We start from the raw sequence: 19,111 nt of genomic DNA on the forward strand, positions 1-19,111 counted from the left end.
CTACCTTGTCGGTTGGCTGGCGTACCGGGTCTTGAACAACAGAGACCAGGTCGCCCGGCAGTGACGCCAGCAGGCCTGTATTGCGCCCCGACCGCGTCGTTTCAACAGCGCCTTGAGTGCCAGTACCAGGTCGCCCAAGGTGACCAGCAGCATGTGCAGGGCAAGGCCCGCCAGCCCATGATGCTTGCGGAAGTACAGCAGCTCGCTTTCGATCTGGTATGACGAGATCTGCCGGCTGGCCGCCTCCAGTTCGGCCACCGATCTGGAGCTTTCCCCTCCGATGTGCACCACCGTGGTATGCGGGTAGAACACCACCTTCCAGCCTGCAGCCTTCACCCGCTTGCAGTGGTCGACCTCCTCGTAATAAAGAAAGTAGCGCGGGTCGAACAGGCCCACCTGGTCGAGCACTTCGCGGCGCACCAGGTAGAAGCAGCCAGGCAGCCAGTCGCACTCGCGGACCGAAGCGTGGTCCCAATCCATTTCGTCGACCATTTTCAAGCCCGGGAAGAAACGCCCCAACCCGGTACGCCCGACGAACACGTTGAACGGTGTGGGGAAGTAGCGGCAACTGGGCTGCAGGGCGCCGTCGCGTCCCTCCAGGCGTACCCCCAGCACACCGCACTCCGGGTGGGCTTCCATGTAGTCGAGGGTTTTCTGCAGTGAATCGGCGGCGACAAAGGCGTCGGTGTTCAGCAGCAAGGCGTACTTGCCCTTCAGGTGCGCCAGCAACTGGTTGTTGGCCCGGCCGAACCCCACGTTCTGCTTGTTGCTCAGCAGCAGCGCCTGCGGGCATACCTCGGCCATGCGCTGCAGGGAGTCATCGGCCGAGGCATTGTCCACCACAAGGTAGCTGGCCAGCCGTTCGCTGTCGGCCCGACGCAGTGCATCGAACATCGGTTGCAGCAGCCCGGCCGTGTTGAAATTGACTACCATGACGTCCACAGGTTTGCTAGCCATTGTTGCCGTCCCCGAAGAAATACTGGCGCCTTTGCGCCATCAACTGCGGCTCCAGTTGCGGGTCGTAGGCACCATTGCGCTGCTTGACCAGGTCGATCCATGGGTAGGCTTCGCAACGTGCCTCAACCCGCTTGATCAACGCCTCGGTGGTGCATATGAACTCTGCAGGGTTGCCACCGAACACCGTGCCCGGCGGCACATCCTTGGTCACCACGGCACCGGCGGCCACGATCGACTCAGGCCCGATGGTGACGCGAGGCATGACGATTGCACCGTGGCCGATGAAGCAGTTGTCCTTGATGTCGATGAAACCGACCGAATCCAGGTGCTTGCCGAAGCGATGTTCGATCAGCAATACCACCCCGTCATGACCGATCAGGGTGCAGTCGGACAGCCCCACACTGTTGCCGATGCGAACCAGCGAAGGGTCGAGGAACTTGCAGCCTGTATTGACATAGAAGTTGCTGCCTACCGAGTGGAAGTTGCCCCAGCGGGCAAGGTAGGCCCCCCACTCAAGCCCCGACGGCTTGCAGAACCTCCTGTAGAAGGAGCTTCCTCGCCCCGTTGCATGGACATAGTGCGCCACTGCCTTGCGTATCCATCCCTTCATACTGCCAGCCTCGCAATCAAAGCCATCTGGACTGTCCCTGAGGCGCATCCGGTCTCGTTCTTGTGGGTGCTGACCGTCGCGCACTCAACCCGTTTACAACATGCATTACCCCACCGCGTCGCTGGCCGCGCTCAGCCTGGCATCGAGGTGGTCGGCCAGGCGTACCGCAAACTGCAGCAGCGGCATGGTCGGATTGCAAGCGCCGCCCGTGGCAAAGATGCTGCTGCCGGCGATATAAAGATTTTCGGTACCGAACACCTTGCAGTTGGTATCGACAACACCAAATTGCGCCGAAGACGCCATGCGCGTGGTACCCATGTGATGGGCATGTGGCGACAACTTCAGCGGTATCGAGGTGTCGTAAACGAAGTCATTGAGCTTGATGTAGCCCAGGTCCATGGCAGCCCACTGCTTGGCCAGCTCGCTTCCGATGCATTTGATGGTGTGCCGGTCATCAGCGGTCAGGGCCCAGTTGACATTGACCTTGGCCACGCCCAGTGCGTCCTTCTCCTCCAGCAGCGAAATACGGCTGTGCAGGTTGGGAAACTGCTCGATCATGGTGCTGATGACGCCATCACCGGGGCAGTTGAACTTGGCCACGAAGGCGATCTTGCTGGCTACTCCCATGTCGCAGAATAGGTTCTCCAGAAAATGCTTCACCTCGGCAGTACGACCATAGGTTTGCACATCAGCCAGCAAGGCGGCCCTGACGTTGCCCTTGCCTGCCTTGTACTCCTCAACGAAGGCATCGGTGGTGTAGTACTCGCGCGGGTCAGGGGCCAGCCCCGAGTTGAGGATGAAGGTGCCCAGGTCAATGTTCAGATGCTCCATGAAACACCCGCCGACCAGCCCGTCCTTGCTCACTATCCCCGCCGCCGCCAACGACTCGCTGTTGAGCAGTTGCCGGGCATTCTCGATGGCACCTGTAGCGAGTACGAAGTTTCTTGCAACCAGGCGCTGGCGATTGCACTCGTAATCGGAAAGCACGACTGCAGCCAAGTGACCGGAGGCCTGGTCGAACTCCAGGTTCACGCAATTGCAGTTGATGAATACGTCCAGGCCCTGGGTCTGCTCCAGGGCCGTGGCGTACTTCTGCGCAAAGCGCGTTGGCGGGCTGAGCAGAAAGCGGTCCGGTTCGAAGTCACCGCCGTCGAGGCCATCATTCAACGCGTGAAAGTCCGCCCCTGGCGGCAGGTCGACGATATCCATGGCAGCAGGCAGGTAGCCTGCGATCTCCGAATAAGGAATGGGCCAGCCAGGCAAGTCGCCAATGGGGGGAACTGCGAAGTCCGAGGGGCTGAACGGCCGGCAGCGGCCGGCCCAATGGTTGGATGTGCCGCCCAGGTAACGCAGGCGAGCTTCCCCGGCATACAGCTCCAGGCCAGTGGATGCACAGGCGTACAAGGCTTGCGAGTTCGCCGAGTACTCGCGCCCGCCACCTTCGGCAAGCAGGACGCTCCAGCCGGCGGCGGCCAGGCGCAGGCCCAGGGTGATACCGGCCGGGCCGGCGCCGATGATGCAGACATCGTAACTGTCGCGCAGCGCCTTCTGCTGCTGATAGTCCCTGATCATGCGTGCTCGTTCCGGAAGTAACGGGACGGCAGTACCCAGCCGTTGATCACCACGAACCCAGGCCTGCCAGCAGGTTGGCTGGCGACGGCTGGCGTAGCAGCGAACACCACACCACCTACACCCAGCAAGACACAACTCTGGAGAAACCCCCTACGACCCAATTGCGCAGTACAAAACGTAAGCTTCCCCATGATCAAATGACCTGCATCTTAGAAAGTTTCACCCGACAAGCCGAATTACAGCCAGTTGAAAAAGGCTGTCAGCAGCGCCCCGCAAAGCGCCCCGACCAGTAGCATCGGCAGTACCACCAGCTCACGCCTCAGGCTGAACATATCCAGCTTGCGATTCACGTACACGATCAACACAAGGGTTGGCACGGTATGCAGGGCAACCCCCCAGATCGCCCAGTCAACGCCACCGATCGCCAGCAACAGTGGCAGCCCCCCCCACAACGAGACCAGGCGGATGATGTTATCCATGGCCTGGTACCTGGTCAGGCCCAGGGCAATCCACACCTGATGAGCCAAGGTATAGCGCAATGTGAGGAACGACAGCGAAAGAATGGCCATCATCGGGCCAGCTTCACGGTAGCGATCGTCGTACAGCCAGCCGATCAGCAAAGGGCTGGCGGTCAGGAAACCGCCACAGATGAACAACACCAGCAGGTCGACCAGCAGGCGGAAGCGGTAATACAGCGCCTTGAGGCGCTCCTTGTCATCGGCCCGTGCCGCTTCGCTGAAGGCGGGCAGCGCCACCGCGCCGAAAACCTTCATCAGCGCGGTCTGCACGGCCCCCAGGATCAACACGGCAATCGAATACACACCCAGTTGTGCCGCTGTCATGCTGGCACCAAACCACATGCGGTCACCGTACATGGCCAGCACGCCGACCATCGACGACAACAGGATCCAGCGGCCGAACACGATCAGTTCAGTCAGCGCGCTGCGGTCCCACTGCAGGCGGTTGTCATGCCCCTCCAGGGCGGTGTGACCGAGCAGGGTCCAGGCCACGGCAGACACCAGGCCGGCGATCACCAGTGCCCACACTGAATGGGTCAGGTAGCCCAGCACCAGCATCACCACCAGGCCGGCCGCCTGCGAGGCCAGGTCCACCAGCACCACGCGCTTCTGTTGGAAAGTCCGTACCGCGACATCTATCTTGGTGGACTGGAAGCCCCAGATCACCGCCGACAGCCCGGTTGCCGCCAGCACCATCGGCAACACCGGTGCGGCATAGGTGGAGTCCGCCGGCCACAGCTCGGCGAGCTGGGCGAACCAGGCCCCCAAGGCCAGCAGCAAGGTCAGGGCGAACAGCACGAAGCCGCGGATGATCTGCACGGTCCATGCAGTATTGAGAAAATCCGGGTCGTCACCGCGATGGCTCTGGATGATGTTCTGCCGCAGGCCGACATCGGACAGTAGATGCAGGAGTACCGAAACGGTGGTGGCGATGACCATCACCCCGAACATTTCCGGCAGCAGCAAGCGGGCCATGATCAGGTTGCCGCCAAGGCGCATCACCTGTGACGCCACTTGTGCAACCAGGTTCCATGACCCGGCCCTCAGGGCCCGCTTGCGCAGGCTCGCGGTGGCAGACACATCAATCGACGGCATGAGAGCAATCTCTGACTGACTGGCTAAAAGGTCACTATAGTTTCAATCAGCCACGACGCTAGCCGTTGCCCACCGATGCAAAGGTGCACATAGCCAATGCCTGAACATTTTCGTGCGTTGATCGTCATCCTTTTTCTGGCGAGCGTGGTCTTCCTGCTGGCGCGGCGGCCTGCCACCGACCTGATTCCGCTGAGCGACTTCAAGCGCCGACGCAACCTGTGGTTCCTGCTTACCCTGCTGGCCTTCTTCTCGCACAGCTTCTGGCTGTACCTGGGTGCTGGCGCCGTCATCCTGTACATCGCCGGGCGCCGCGAACACAACCCCATGGCGCTGTTCTACATGCTGCTGTTCCTGATCCCGCCGGCTTCGGTGCAGGTGCCCGGGTTTGGCGTGGTCAATTACCTGGTCGACCTCAACCATATCCGCCTGCTGGCCCTGTGCGTGCTGTTGCCGGCGGCGCTGGCCCTGCGCCGGCAAGGCGACACCCTGCGCTTCGGCCGCACCTGGCCCGACAGGCTGTTGGCGGCCGGCCTGCTGCTGATGAGCGTGCTGTACCTGCGCGAGACCACCCTGACCGACACCCTGCGCCAGACGCTGTACCTGTTTGTCGACGTGTTACTGCCGTATTACGTGGCCAGCCGTGGCCTGCGCCAGATCAGCGATTTCAAGGACACCCTGCTGGCCTTCGTGCTTGCCTCATTCGTTCTGGCCCTGATCGGCGTGGCCGAGTACGTGCGCCACTGGCTGCTGTACAGTGCCCTGGTCGACGCCATGGGCGTGCCGTGGAGCATGTCCGGCTACCTGAGCCGTGGCGGTTCGCTGCGCGCCAGCGTCACCACCGGGCAGGCGATTGCCTTGGGCTATGTGATGAGCGTGGCCATCGGCCTGTTCCTGTTCGTCCAGGGTTACGTGCGCCGCCCCCTGCAGCGGGCCATGGGCGCCCTGCTGCTGGCCGCAGGGCTGTTCGCGCCACTGTCCCGCGGCCCGTGGATCGGTGCCGTGGTCATCGTGGTGGTGTTCATCGCCCTGGGCAAAGGTGCGGTCAGGCGCCTGGCGCTGCTCGCTGCGGCCGGCATGCTGGCCCTGCCCTTGCTGACCATCGTGCCCGGTGGCGACAAGGTACTGGACATGCTGCCGTTCATTGGCAACCTCGAGAAAGAGAACATCACTTACCGCGAACGGCTGATGGACAACTCGTGGATCGTCATCCAGCGCAACCCACTGTTCGGCTCGTTCGACTTCCGCAACACCCCGGAAATGCAATCGATGATCCAGGGTGACGGCATCATCGACATCGTCAACACCTATATAAACCTGGCACTGCGGGTCGGACTGGTCGGGCTGGGCCTGTTCGTGGCGTTCTTCGCTGCCGTACTGCACGGTATCCGCAAGGCCATGCGCAGTTTCCCCGACAAGGACGACGAGCGACGCCAGCTCGGCCGGGCATTGCTGGCGACACTGATCGGCATCCTGGTGATCATCTTCACCGTCAGCAGCATCACCTTCATCCCGGTGGTGTACTGGACGGTCGCCGGACTGGGCGTGGCCTATGTCCAGATGGTTCGCAAGCTGCACAACAGCCAGGCCATCGCGCTGGCCGACCCCGCCCTTCAACCCAGGTGACGCCTATGAACCTGCTCCCCCTGCGCCGCTGGGGTTTTCAAACCCTGCTGCGGGTTTCGGCCATCGCCGGGCTGGCCTCACTGCCGCTCGCCGGCTGGGCCTCAGCGTGGCAAGTCAGTGTCGATGAACAGAACGGCCTGCCCTTGGTGACCCGCGGTGGTGGGCCAGTGATGAAAGCCAAGTTCGACTTCTGGGCGGCCAACTGGAGCTGGACCGGTTTTTCCACCACGTTCAAGGTGGTTGGCCCCGACCACTACACGCTGCAGGGCAAGAACAAGGAACTGGACTTCGATCTGGCGGCGGATATCCGCAAGGAGCAGGCGCAAACCCTGGGCTGGGCCTTCGACCTCGAGGCCCACAGCCGCCAGGCCGGAGTAATGGGCGGTGGCATGGTGTTCGAGTTCGACCCTGCGCAAATTGCTGGGGGCATGGGTGCACCGCAGCTGCTGCCCGGCAACCGTGGCTGGTCATGGGGCAAGGCTGACCAGGGCCGCCGCATCGAAATGCGCTTCGACCCGCCGCTGGCCAAGGTGTATTTCGAGCGCGGCAACCCGTCCGAACTGCGTGCGTTCATTTACAGCGACCCGATCAACGCTGGTCGGCAGCAGATCAAGGCGGTGCTGAACATCACCGGCGACATCGACCTGGGGCCCACGCCCAGCGAACGCTTCGGCCTGGCCGACCCCGCCGGCTGGCCCGACGACCAGCTGGACTGGCGCACCTCGCCCGTGGACCTGTCATTCCTCAACGCCCCGGAAAAGCCTGCCGGCAAGCATGGCTTCGTCAAGGCTGTCGGGGAGCAGCTGATGTTCGAAAACAACACCCCAGTGCGCTTCTGGGGCACCAACCTGTCCGCCTATTCGCTGTTCAAGAGCCCCGACGAAGAAATCCGCCAACAGGCCAAGCGCCTGTCGGCACTGGGGTTCAACCTGGTGCGTTTGCATCACCACGACTCGCCCTGGGTCAGCCCGAACGTGTTCGGCGACGGCACCCTGGTGCGCGATACCCAGCAGCTCAGTGCCGAATCGCTGCGCAAGCTCGACTTGTGGATCAAGGCGCTCAAGGACGAGGGCATCTATATCTGGCTGGACCTGCACGTGCAGCGGGCGCTTACTGCCAATGACAATATCGATGACTTCAAGGAACTGGCCAAGGGTGAGAGCCATGTCGACCTGAAGGGTTACGCCTATGTGAACCGAAGCATCCAACAGGCGATGAAACGCTTTGCCGAGCAGTACCTGACTCATGTGAATGAATACACCGGCCTGGCTTACAAGGACGACCCCGCCATCGCTGCCGTGCTGCTCACCAATGAGAACGACCTCACCCAGCATTACGGTAACGCCCTGATGCCGAACAAGGATGTGCCGCGCCATAGCGCGCGCTACATGGAAGCGGCCAAAGCCTTCGCCAAACAATATGACCTGCCCACCGACCTCACCTGGCGCGCCTGGGAGCATGGCCCTTCGAAGCTGTTTCTCAACGACCTGGAACAGCGCTTCAACACCGACATGATCACTCACCTGCGCGGCCTCGGCGTGAAAGTGCCGATCGCCACCACCAGTACCTGGGGCGGCAATGGCCTGAGCGCGCTGCCGGCACTGACCACAGGCGATGTCATCGATGCCCATGGCTACGGTGCCAATGGCCAACTGGAGAAGAACCCGTTGACCAGCGACGGCGTGATCGACTGGCTCGCTGCCGCCCAGGTAGTCGGCAAGCCGCTGACCGTCACCGAGTGGAACGCCGAACCCTTCCCGCTGCCCGACCGCCACTCGCTGCCGCTGTACGTGGCCGGCACCGCCGCCCACCAGGGCTGGGACGCCATGATGCAGTACGCTTACAGCCAGCAGGCCTTCAACCCTGGCTGGCGCACGGCGGATAACTGGCACGCGTACAACGACCCGGCGATGATCGCCACCCTGCCCGCTGCCGCCCTGCTCTATCGCCGTGCGGATGTGAAGCCGGCCACTACCCGATACGTGTTCGCGCCGACGCCCGCCACCCTGTACAACCAGGAGATCACCCCGCGCAACTCGCCACTGCTGCGCACGGCCATGGAAAAGGGCCAACTGCAGATCGCCCTGCCACAGACGCCGGAGTTACCCTGGCTGAAACCCGCCGCCATCCCTGCCGGTGCGCAGGTACTGCAGGACCCGCAGCAGTCCTTGCTGCCGGCCGACGCCACGGAAGCGGTCAGCGATACGGGCGAACTCAAGCGCAACTGGCAACAGGGCATCTATACCATCGATACACCGCTGACCCAGGCCTCCACCGGATGGCTGGGAGGTCGCTTGATCAGCCTGGGCGCCATCCAGGTGCAAGCACGAACGCCGTACGCCAGCGTCGTGGTGCAAAGCCTGGACGGCAACCCCCTGGGCCAGTCGCGTGAACTGCTGCTGTCGCTGGGTACCCGGGCCGTGCCCAAGGCCGATGACAAGACACCGTTCAACGTAGAGCCGTTTGCCGGCACCTTGAACATCAAGGCGCCTGCTGGCCTGAAGCTGTTCGCCCGGGATGCACAGGCCCAGTTGAAACCCTTGCCGATGGCTTACCAGGATGGACGCTACAGCATCACGTTCGACGGCAAGTACATGTCCAACTGGCTGTTCTTGAAATAGGGCATATGGCCATCTACCCTCACAACAGTCCTGTAGCTGAAAAGCGCAGCTGTACAACAGCAGAGTCCAGGAGGCATGGATGAAGTTTCTGGTTGTCGGTGGCGCAGGCTACATTGGCTCGCACATGGTCAAGCACCTGCTCGGTACGGGCCATGAGGTGGTGGTGGCGGACCTCGTCTCGCCCGGCCCCGGCGTCCAGTGGGCGAAACTGGACATCGCCGACGAGCCCGCCCTGGATGTGCTGTTCGGTGTTTGCCGCTTCGATGCCGTGTTCCACTTTGCCTCGTTCATCCAGGTGGGCGAGTCGGTCAGCGTGCCCGGCAAGTACTACCAGAACAATGTCGCGGCCACCCTTTCCCTGCTGCAGGCCATGGTGAATGCCGGTATCAGGCACCTGGTTTTTTCTTCCAGCGCAGCCGTCTACGGCAACCCGCAGTACGTGCCGATCGACGAAGCGCATGCCAAGGGGCCGATCAACCCGTATGGGTTGAGCAAATGGATGGTCGAGCAGATTCTCGAGGACTTCGACCGGGCCTATGGCTTGAAGTCGGTATGCCTGCGTTACTTCAACGCAGCGGGCGCAGACCCGGAGGGCCAGCTGGGAGAGCGTCATGACCCGGAAACCCACCTGATCCCGCTGATCCTGCAGGCCGCTTCGGGCCGGCGTGATGCAGTAACGGTGTTTGGCCGCGACTACGACACGCCGGATGGCACCTGCATACGCGACTATGTGCATGTGGCCGACCTGGCGGCGGCTCATGCACTGGCGGTGGATTACCTGCTGGCGGGTGGCGAGCGAACCGCGTTCAACCTGGGCAACGGGCTGGGCTTTTCGGTGCAGCAGGTGATCGATACGGCACGGGCGGTGACTGGCCGGCAGATCCGCACCCTCGACGCCCCCCGCCGCCCCGGCGACCCGCCCCGGTTGGTGGCGGATGCTGGCAAGGCCATGCACATGCTGGGCTGGCGGCCGGAGTTTGCCACGCTGGAGTCGATTGTGCGGCATGCGTGGCAATGGGAGTTGCAGTACCCCTGGGCTCGCTACCCCACCCGCTGAAAGAGTGCGCCATACCTGTGGCAGCGGGCGCGACCGCGAACACCGGCGCAGCCGGTGCCATCCACCGCGTCGCCTGCTTCGCGGGTAAACCCGCTCCCACAGAGCCCCCACCAGCTGAAGGAATGTGCTGTACCTGTGGGAGCGGGCGCGCCCGCGAACACCGGCGCAGCCGGTGCCATCCACCGCGGCGCCTGCTTCGCGGGCATGCCCGCTCCCACAGAGACCCCACCAGTTGAAGGAATGCGCCATACCTGTGGGAACGGGTTTAGCCGCGAACACCGGCGTAGCCGGTGCCTTCCACCGCATCGCCTGCTTCGCAGGCCCGCTCCCACAGAAAACCCCGTCAACTGAAGGTATGCGCTGTACCTGTAGGAGCGGCCTTGTGTCGCGATGGGCTGCGAAGCAGCCCCAGAATACCGAGACTCAATAATAGGTTCGAGGCTGCTCGTCAGCTTTGTTCAATACCGTTCCCACCAGGTTCACCCTTGCCAGGTGATGCAGGCAATCCTCGATCTCCTTCCTGTTGTTCATACCGTTGGCCACCACCAGCAGCACACAGTCGAACTTGGGTATCACGGTGATCGCATCGTCAGAACTGAGCAATGGCGGCAAATCGAAAATGCAGATGCGCGACTCGTAGCGGTTGCGTAGTTCGCAGATCAGGTTGCTCACTTTGGGCGACGACAGCATTTCGGTGGACAACGGCACCGGCACCCGCGTGGGCAGCACCACGAACCGAGGCAAGGTCGGGTTGACCAGACAGTCCTGCAACTCGGCCTTGTCCGTCAGAAACTCGTTCAACGCCTGGTCCATGGGCAGACCCAGGCTGCTGCCAACCTTGGGTCGACGCAGGTCGAAGTCCACCAGCAAAGCGGTCTTGGTGGTGTGGTGGGCGATGCTCATGGCCAGGTTGATCGCCAGCACCGTCTTGCCCGCTTCAGGGGTTGGCGAGGTGATGGCCAGGGTTCGCCAGCCATTCTCGTCCATGGTCCTGAGCACTTGCGTGCGCAGCAGGTCGATCGGCCCGTTCATGTTGGAGTTCTTGTTGTAGGCGACGATACGGTGACGCTCCAGGTGCTCCGCGCGCAGCGGCACCACCTTGGTGTTCACGTAATCGAACTGGCCAGGCACTTCCGCCAGTGCCGTACCAGGGGCGGGTGACAAGGCCTGCGGGGTACCCGGGGTAACCTGGTGAAGATTATTGCCGACAGCCTGCTTGGTCCTGTCCATCACTGCTTCCCTATGCAAACCGAGACATGACTTTGAACAACAGCACATCCAGTGGCATGTAGAACACGTGCACCAGCACTACCATGATAGCCGCCAGCGCCAGTGCCGCCACGATCAGCCAGTTGCGCCAACGCTTGCGCCTGGCCACATCGGCCTTGGTATCGATGTATGGCAGCGCCACCAGCACCCGCCTGCCCAGCAGGTTCTCCAGTGCACCGACGCCGCGAATGCGCTGGTTGAACATCTCCAGCAGCATCACCAGCGCACCGCCACCTGCCGGTGCCAGCACCAGGCCCAACGCAGCGATCTTCTTGCGGTTGGGCTTGATCGGTTTCTCGGGCATCAGTGGTGGTTCAAGCAGTACAAAGCGCTCGGCCTTGTTCTCCTGCTCCAGGCTTTCGGTAATCTTCGCGCCCATTTCCTTGGCGCGGATTTCCTCGTACTTCTTGCGCGCGTTGTCGTGGTCACGCATCAAGGTCACCAGGCCACGCTCGACCTGCGGCGCCTCGAGGATCTCGGCCTCGTAGCCTTCCATCTTGCGGGTCAACTCGCGCTTTTGCTCGGCCAGCGAAGCAATGCGCTCCTGTGCCGCGCTCATCTTGGCGCGCACGCGGGCGACATCGAGGCCGACCGTGGAGGCCGCCGCCGTGCGATTGCCACTGGCTTCGAGCGCCTGGATCCTGCGCTTGACCGCCACCACATCGGGGTGGGCTTCCTTGTAGCGGCTCAGCAGCCGGGCATATTCGGCCTTCAGGCTGGGCAGGTCCTGGGGCTGCTCGGCACCGGCCGCCCTGGGGCCTTCGCCGGCCTTGGTTGCCAGCCCGGCATTGGCCGCGGACAGTTCCAGCTCAAGGTAACGCAGTTCTTCCTGGGCGGCCTTGTAATCACGGTCGACCTCGCGGAACTCCAGCTCCGACCGTGACAGCATGTTCATGCGCAAGGTCTGGTGCTCGGGCAAGGCGTTGGCGTGGGCCTGCTTGAAATCCGCCAGCTGGTTTTCCAGGTTGGCCAGCTCGGCACCCAGCTTGTTCGCCTCCTGAGTGAGGAACTCGGTGGTTTCGTTGGCCCGCTCGGTACGCTGCTTGAGGTTCTCGTTGAGGAACAGCGTCACCAACTCGTCGGCGACGTCCTTGGCCACCTCGGCCTGCTTGTGCTCGAAGGACACATTGAACGCCACGGTCGCTTCACCCCGCCCGCGCACGTATGTGGTAAGGGTTTCGACGACGATGGCGCTGCGCATGTGGTCGATCTTGTCGCTATCGCTGAAACGCTTGTCGGGAAACAGGTTGTACTTGTCGATGATGCGCAGCAGGTTCTCGCGAGTCATCACCCGCTGGCGAATCACTTCGATGCGTTCATCGGCAAAGCTGGTGTTGTTGGTCGACACCAGCTCAGGGGAAATCTGCTGCGACTCCACCAGGATGGTGCCGGTCGATTGGTAGATCGGCGGCACCATCACCGCGACTGCGACGGTCGCGGCCAGGATGACTACGATGCTCACCCCCAATAACAGGGCCCTGTCCTTGATTATGGCAATGTAATCTCTGAGGGAGAGCTCGTAGTCAGACTTCATGGGGCCACCTGCCTGAAGTTCAGATGTCGGGGTACCTGTACGTCAACGTCAAACCCACGATAGTAGCGTTCGCATCGGCTTCGTTATCCTGCTGCCGTTCCTTGTACATCAGCGACAGGCGCAGGTCCCAGTACGGCGAAAACTCGCGGCTGGCCCACACGCTGTAGGTCTGCAGGGTGTTGGGGGTCTGCCCTTTGCTGTCTTGCCAGGCAGCGTCCGCGCCCACCCGGGTCAATTCGCTGACGGCGTAACTCCACACACCGCGCACCTGGTCCAGCTCCGCGAAGCCGCCTTCGGCGCTGGCTACCGTGCTGCGTTCGGCGGTGAAGCTGGCGACAGCGCGCGCACCGGTGTACAGCAGCGCAACCCCACCCTCCCCGCGTCGGCCACCTTCGTCACCGGAAACCTCGGTGACACCCACATGCGCATCGGCGCTGAGGCTTTCGGAAAACTGGTACTTGACCCCGACCGCGGGGCTGTAGCTGTTGGAAGCCGTCGCCGTCTGGTCCTCCTCGGGCTCATAACGCCGGGCACCAAAGCGGCTGTACAGATCGGCCCGCTCGCTCCAGGCGTAGGTCCAGGTGAACACGTTGCCCAGTTCTTCGTACCCCGTCAGCGTACTGATGTCATAACGGGCACGGTTGTACGTGGTTTCGTTGCTCAAGGTGCTACGCTCGGTAACCGCCTGGCTCCAGTTGCCGGTCAGCGTATACAGCTTTTGCGTGCCATCGGTGGTGACCACACCGGTATCCAGCACCGTTCCCGACAGCGTCGAACTTTCGTTGTAACGCGCCAGCAGGCCAAACCGCCCGCGCTCGGTCTGACGCTGCCAGCCCAGGCTCACGTCAGGGTCCTCACGGTTGTCGACCACCGCCGTGTCGGACGAGCGCAATACATTCATGCCCAGCCCCAACCTCAGTTCGTCACGGTCGAAGGTACCGATCAGGGTGTAATCCGGCGCGATGATCGTGCGCGTTATGCCCTTTTCACCCGACGACAGCAGCAAGGGGTTGCTGTCATGTTCAACGGATGTCGGTACCACTACCGTAGACTGCCAATTTGCTGCCAAGACCGTGTTCGTAAACGGCAACACCAAGATTGCCGTTGCAATACTAGTTGTTCTGAGAAGAGGCATTAAGTGTTCTTATTAAAGGCATGATCAAGGGACGACCAGCGTATCGCCAGCCTGAAGTTGGATGTTGGTGGACATATCCCGGCCAGACACCAGGTCTCTATATCGCACGGGCAGGATTTTTTGGGAAGCGCCAGTGCCGCGCACCACTTTGATTTCGCTTTCATCTGCAAACTTGTCCAGGCCGCCGGACATGCTCAGGGCCTGCAACACTGCGGTAGGGCCCGCCATCTGTACCGGCCCGGGCTTTATCACTTTGCCTTGTACATAGACCAGGTTGCCGGCGATGCTCTTGACGACAACGCTGACGTTCGGGTCGGGGAGGAATTTCTCGAGTTTGGCAGCCACTTGTTTTTCAACGGTCGTCACATCCAGCCCGGCAACATCGATGCGACCTGCCAGGGGGAACGTGATACTGCCATCGGGAAGTACGGTGGCTTCCTGGCGCAGGCTATCTTCCTGCCACACCGAAACCATCACCACATCGCCGGGGCTGAGCAGGTAGGTAGCACTGCTCGGGTCGGCCTTACCGGCACCAGACCACACCATCAGCATGCAGAACGCGGCAAACATTGAACGCACCATGAGGGTCCCTCCGGCCGAAAAGGCCCGACAAAGAGCACTGAATGAGAACAGCACACCAACTCTCGCTCCGCTTCGCGGCATACGCCAACCGCGATGACCTCGATCTTTACGAGGCCTTGCCTTGACGCTGTGCAGCCTGGGCTTTGCTGCCTGCAACCGTGGACCTGCACGGGCTACTGGCAATATAGCAACGGCTGGGGAATTGACAAGCGAGGCCCCGGGCCGCTGGCGTCAAGGTTAGAACCCAGGCTGGCGGATTCAGATCTTTCTCCTGTTGGCGACAGCTACAAATCCAACGACAGCAAATGCAAAGAACCACCCTGCCGTTGAAACAGGGACGATACTGTTCTGATTGATATACATATCCGCCGCACGCGCTGCGCCACTTAACAGCGCCAGCAAAGACATCGATTTGATAATCAGAGCCGTGCGCATACGCCCCTCCTGAAGAGGAAAATCAACTGTTTGTTGGCGAGGTGTTCGGGAGTTGTTTCACCGTTGAGATGAGCTTATGAACACAATGACATTGCGTCAACGATTCGACACTATAATAAAATTCAATGGGCGCCGGACAATATAGTCAAAATATCGACGCGCAAATTGAGCATAGGGCGCTGCATTGGTGGCGCCATAGTTTCATCGCTGAGAAAGGCAAGGCCGTGGGGCGCTTTGGCGCCCCGGCATGTTATTCGTCTGTGTGATGCACCACGACCAGCAACTGCGCCGGCAGCGGCCCCACCGACCTTAGCCGGTGTGGTGTCTGGGCATTGAAATGCAAGGCATCGCCTTGCTCCAGCAGTACCCGCTCGCTCATGAAGTCCACTTCCACCTGGCCGGCGTGGACGAACAGGAATTCTTCGCCCAGGTGCTCCTTGAACGTAGGGTCGCTGAACTCGGTCGGCGGCTGGATCAGGAACGGCAGCAGGCTGCGCTGCCCGACCTGGCTGGTGAGGGCCGAGTACCCCGGCCCTGCCCCGTCACCCACCAATGCCTGGCGCTCGCCATGGCGTACCAGGCTGTAGCGGTTCTGGCCGGTCTGCTCTTCGGCGAACAGTTCTTCGACATTGACATTCAGTGCCCGCGCCAGCTTCAGCGCGGCGGCGATCGAGGGGGTGTTCAGGCCACGTTCGACCTTGGACAGGTAGCTCTTGGTCATGCCGGTCTTGTCGGCCAGCAGCTCCAGGGTCATCCCCAGTTTCTTTCGCAGCAGTTTCAATCGGATAGACATGTGACGCGGATTTCCCAGGCGAAGGCAGCCTGGTAATGATACGTGGACTGCTCAGGAAATGCTGGGGCTGCTGCGCTGAGTCTTGTAGGAGCGGCCTTGTGTCGCGATGGGGCTGCAGAGCAGCCCCGGCAATTTGTGCACTATTGCTGAAACCCTGGGGCCGCTTTGCGGCCCTATCGCGACACAAGGCCGCTCCTACAAAAAGCCAGCGCAGGCCCAGGGTTACGGCATCACCGGCGGCAGGTACTGCAACGTCGTACCCAATGCCCACAGCAACACCAGCACCAGCGGCACGTGCACCAGCAACTGCACGAACGAGAAGCCGATCAGGTCGCGTGCCTTGAGCCCCAGTACCCCCAGCAGCGGCAGCATGTAGAACGGGTTGATCAGGTTCGGCAAGGCTTCGGCGGCGTTGTAGATCTGCACTGCCCAGCCCAGGTGGTACTGCAGGTCATTGGCCACCAGCATCACGTACGGGGCCTCGATGATCCACTTGCCACCACCCGATGGGATGAAGAAGCCCAGCACCGCCGAGTAGACGCCCATCAGCACGGCATAGGTGTCATGCGTGGCGATCTGGGTGAAGAACAGTGAAATGTGGTGGGCCAAAGTCTGCTCGTCGACGCCCTTCACCTGGGTGAGAATGGCAGCGATCGAACCATACAGCGGGAACTGGATCAGCACCCCGGTGGTGGTCGGAACCGCACGCGCCACCGCATCGAGGAAGCTGCGCGGGCGCCAGTGCAGCAAGGCACCGAGCATGATGAACAACAGGTTGTAGGTGTTCAGCCCGGAAATGGCGGTAATCGCCGGTTTGGTGGCGAACTCCTGGTACAGCCAGCCGGTGGCCAGGGCCACCAGCAACAGGATCAGGATGGGGCTGTGTTCCAGCCACTCGCCCGGGCGGGTGCGCTGGGGTGCCGGTGGCGCGGTGAAGCTGGGGTCGACCCCGCAGTCCTGGGCGCTGCGCGCGCTGTTCGGGCCCGGCGCCGTGGCGTAGGCGATCACCAGCGAGACCACTACCAATGCCGCCAGCATCACGCCGGACTGCCAGAGGAAGATGGTTTCGGTGAACGGGATCACCCCGGTAATCGACAGGATCGACGGTGGCAGGCTGGCCGGGTTGGCCTGCAGTTGCGCCGCCGACGAAGACAGGCCCAGCGCCCACACGGCGCCCAGGCCCAGGTAGGCGGCGGCGCCGGCGGCGCGGTAGTCCATCTTCAGTTCGGTGCGTCGGGCCAGGGCGCGCACCAGCAGGCCGCCGAACACCAGCGACAGGCCCCAGTTGAGCAGCGATGCCAACATCGAGATCAGCGCCACCCAGCACACGGCCGAACGGCCATTGCCGGGGATGCGCGCCAGGCGGTCGATCAAGCGCGCCGCGGGCGGCGAGCTGGCCACCACATAGCCGCCGATGACCACGAAGGCCATCTGCATGGTGAAGGGGATCAGGCTCCAGAAGCCATCGCCAAAGGCCTTGGCGGTGTCGGTCGGCTTGGCGCCCATGGCCAGGGCGCCGATGCACACCAGCAGTACTGCCAGGGCGGCAAACACCCAGGAATCGGGGAACCAGCGTTCGGCCCAGTTGGAGCAGCGCAAGGCAAAGCGCGCGGAACGGCTGTCTTGGATTTCAGCGGCCACAGTTCAATTCCTTTTATTGGTTTTATCGGATACATCAGCAAAAACGCAAAACCCCTGTAGGAGCAGCCTTATGCTGCGAAGCGGCCAGTACAGACAACACATCTCGTGCATGCCTGCGCTGGCCGCTTCGCAGCACAAGGCTGCTCCTACAGGGGCGTGACGCTAGCGATCTTAGAAGGTCATTTCCTTCACATCATCCGGCACGATCAGCTTGCCGGCGGTTTTCTCGATGATTTCCTCGATGCTCACCCCAGGCGCGGTCTCGCGCAGGATGAAGGCGCCGTCTTCGATTTCCAGGTAGGCCAGGTCGGTCAGCACCTTGCGGATGCAGCCAGCACCGGTCAATGGTAGGCTGCACTGCGGCAGCAGCTTGGACTCGCCGTCCTTGGAAGCGTGGGTCATGGTGACGATGATGTTCTCGGCACCGGCCACCAGGTCCATGGCGCCGCCCATGCCCTTCACCAGCTTGCCCGGGATCATCCACGAAGCGATGTTGCCTTGCACATCCACTTCGAAAGCGCCGAGCACGGTCAGGTCGACGTGGCCGCCACGGATCATGGCGAACGACTGCGCCGAATCGAAGATCGAGGCACCGCGGCGGGCGGTGACGGTCTGCTTGCCGGCGTTGATCATGTCGGCATCGATGGTGCCTTCGGTGGGGAATTCGCCCATGCCGAGCAGGCCGTTTTCCGATTGCAGCATCACATCCATGTCGGCGGGTACGTAATTTGCCACCAAGGTCGGAATGCCGATGCCCAGGTTTACGTAGTAGCCGTCCTTCAGTTCACGGGCGACGCGTTGCGCCATCTGTTCGCGGGTCAGTGCCATGGTCAGGATCTCTTTGTTGTTCTGGTGGATGGCGCTCAGGCCTTGACGGTGCGCTTTTCGATACGCTTTTCGAAGGTGCCGACGATGACGCGGTCCACGTAGATGCCCGGGGTGTGGATCTCGCTGGGCAGCAGCACGCCAGGTTCGACGATCTCTTCCACTTCGACCACGGTGATCTTGCCGGCGGTGGCCGCCAGCGGGTTGAAGTTTTGCGCGGTGTTGCGGTACACCACGTTGCCGTAGTGGTCGGCCTTCCAGCCCTTGACGATGGCGAAGTCGCCGGTGATGGATTCTTCGAGGATGTACTTGCGGCCGTTGAACTCGCGCACTTCCTTGCCATCGGCAACCGGGGTGCCGTAGCCAGTGGCGGTGTAGAAGGCCGGGATGCCGGCGCCACCGGCGCGCATTTTCTCGGCGAGGGTGCCTTGCGGGGTCAGTTCCACTTCCAGCTCGCCGCTCAACAGCTGGCGTTCGAACTCAGCGTTCTCGCCCACGTAGGAAGCGACCATCTTGCGGATCTGCCGGTCTTCCAGCAGCACGCCCAGGCCAAAGCCGTCGACACCGCAGTTGTTGGAGACCACGGTCAGGCCCTTGACGCCACGGCGCTTGATTTCGCTGATAAGGTTTTCAGGGATACCGCACAGGCCGAAACCACCAGCCAGTACCGTCATGTTGTCGGTCAGGCCTTCGAGGGCCTGTTCATAGGTTGCAACGCGCTTGTCCAGTCCGGCCATGCTGATCCGCCTTTTGTAGTTGTTGAACCGACGAGGCTGTCGGTGAGCGTGTGGGGACATCTTCACCGCAAGCGACTGATTTGTTAATTTTGTTTTCATCATCGATT

General features: G+C 62.0%; 16 protein-coding genes. 3 read left to right on the forward strand and 13 right to left on the reverse strand.

Annotated elements, in window-relative coordinates; translation table 11 throughout:
• The 4 genes from M1D87_RS14075 to M1D87_RS14090 all read right to left on the reverse strand — a co-directional run bounded on the left by M1D87_RS14075 (position 1) and on the right by M1D87_RS14090 (position 4,752).
• The gene (locus M1D87_RS14075) at positions 1 to 957 is read right to left on the reverse strand and encodes a glycosyltransferase family 2 protein (RefSeq protein WP_039613634.1); all 957 of its coding nucleotides are present in this window, start codon (positions 955 to 957) and stop codon (positions 1 to 3) included.
• Positions 950 to 1,567: an acyltransferase gene (locus tag M1D87_RS14080; RefSeq protein WP_024087161.1), complete on the reverse strand. Its 618-nt coding sequence runs from the start codon at positions 1,565 to 1,567 to the stop codon at positions 950 to 952. The genes M1D87_RS14075 and M1D87_RS14080 overlap by 8 nt, the downstream gene beginning before the upstream one ends.
• A 105-nt stretch (positions 1,568 to 1,672) precedes the next feature.
• Positions 1,673 to 3,139, reverse strand: coding sequence for an FAD-dependent oxidoreductase (locus M1D87_RS14085; protein WP_123084077.1), 1,467 nt, complete (start codon positions 3,137 to 3,139; stop codon positions 1,673 to 1,675).
• Positions 3,140 to 3,375: 236 nt separating this feature from the next.
• On the reverse strand, positions 3,376 to 4,752 hold the full coding sequence (locus M1D87_RS14090) for an oligosaccharide flippase family protein (RefSeq protein WP_123084076.1): 1,377 nt from the start codon (positions 4,750 to 4,752) through the stop codon (positions 3,376 to 3,378).
• Between the two features lie 96 nt (positions 4,753 to 4,848).
• Here M1D87_RS14090 and M1D87_RS14095 point away from each other — a divergent pair, with 96 nt between their 5' ends.
• The 3 genes from M1D87_RS14095 to galE all read left to right on the forward strand — a co-directional run bounded on the left by M1D87_RS14095 (position 4,849) and on the right by galE (position 10,053).
• Positions 4,849 to 6,375, forward strand: coding sequence for an O-antigen ligase family protein (locus M1D87_RS14095; RefSeq protein ID WP_013972711.1), 1,527 nt, complete (start codon positions 4,849 to 4,851; stop codon positions 6,373 to 6,375).
• Between the two features lie 5 nt (positions 6,376 to 6,380).
• The gene (locus tag M1D87_RS14100) at positions 6,381 to 8,996 is read left to right on the forward strand and encodes a cellulase family glycosylhydrolase (RefSeq protein WP_123084075.1); all 2,616 of its coding nucleotides are present in this window, start codon (positions 6,381 to 6,383) and stop codon (positions 8,994 to 8,996) included.
• A 79-nt stretch (positions 8,997 to 9,075) separates the two neighbouring features.
• The gene (gene galE / locus M1D87_RS14105) at positions 9,076 to 10,053 is read left to right on the forward strand and encodes a UDP-glucose 4-epimerase GalE (protein WP_013972713.1); all 978 of its coding nucleotides are present in this window, start codon (positions 9,076 to 9,078) and stop codon (positions 10,051 to 10,053) included.
• A 423-nt stretch (positions 10,054 to 10,476) separates the two neighbouring features.
• Here the strand turns inward: galE and M1D87_RS14110 are convergent, their stop codons facing one another.
• From M1D87_RS14110 to M1D87_RS14150, 9 genes are all read right to left on the reverse strand, one after another.
• Positions 10,477 to 11,283, reverse strand: a complete 807-nt coding sequence (locus M1D87_RS14110; protein ID WP_123084074.1) for a CpsD/CapB family tyrosine-protein kinase — start codon at positions 11,281 to 11,283, stop codon at positions 10,477 to 10,479.
• Positions 11,284 to 11,293: 10 nt separating this feature from the next.
• The gene (locus tag M1D87_RS14115) at positions 11,294 to 12,856 is read right to left on the reverse strand and encodes a GumC family protein (RefSeq protein WP_232881253.1); all 1,563 of its coding nucleotides are present in this window, start codon (positions 12,854 to 12,856) and stop codon (positions 11,294 to 11,296) included.
• Positions 12,857 to 12,875: 19 nt separating this feature from the next.
• Entirely contained in the window at positions 12,876 to 13,991 is a 1,116-nt protein-coding gene (locus M1D87_RS14120) for a hypothetical protein (RefSeq protein ID WP_024087164.1), read from the reverse strand.
• A 24-nt stretch (positions 13,992 to 14,015) separates the two neighbouring features.
• Positions 14,016 to 14,573, reverse strand: coding sequence for a polysaccharide biosynthesis/export family protein (locus M1D87_RS14125; RefSeq protein WP_015270418.1), 558 nt, complete (start codon positions 14,571 to 14,573; stop codon positions 14,016 to 14,018).
• 258 nt (positions 14,574 to 14,831) lie between these two features.
• Positions 14,832 to 15,008: an EPS-associated small membrane protein EppA gene (eppA, locus tag M1D87_RS14130; RefSeq protein WP_013972718.1), complete on the reverse strand. Its 177-nt coding sequence runs from the start codon at positions 15,006 to 15,008 to the stop codon at positions 14,832 to 14,834.
• A 250-nt stretch (positions 15,009 to 15,258) separates the two neighbouring features.
• Positions 15,259 to 15,801: a helix-turn-helix domain-containing protein gene (locus M1D87_RS14135; RefSeq protein ID WP_015270419.1), complete on the reverse strand. Its 543-nt coding sequence runs from the start codon at positions 15,799 to 15,801 to the stop codon at positions 15,259 to 15,261.
• A gap of 222 nt (positions 15,802 to 16,023) precedes the next feature.
• A complete protein-coding gene (locus M1D87_RS14140) occupies positions 16,024 to 17,442 on the reverse strand; it encodes a short-chain fatty acid transporter (RefSeq protein ID WP_123084072.1) in 1,419 nt (472 codons plus the stop codon).
• A 171-nt stretch (positions 17,443 to 17,613) separates the two neighbouring features.
• Positions 17,614 to 18,270 (reverse strand): CoA transferase subunit B, encoded by a 657-nt coding sequence (locus M1D87_RS14145; RefSeq protein ID WP_003260585.1) that lies wholly within the window; start codon positions 18,268 to 18,270, stop codon positions 17,614 to 17,616.
• Positions 18,271 to 18,305: 35 nt separating this feature from the next.
• Positions 18,306 to 19,004, reverse strand: coding sequence for a CoA transferase subunit A (locus M1D87_RS14150; RefSeq protein WP_015270421.1), 699 nt, complete (start codon positions 19,002 to 19,004; stop codon positions 18,306 to 18,308).
• Between the last annotated feature and the right edge of the window lie 107 nt (positions 19,005 to 19,111).

It is taken from the genome of Pseudomonas sp. SA233, assembly GCF_054792385.1.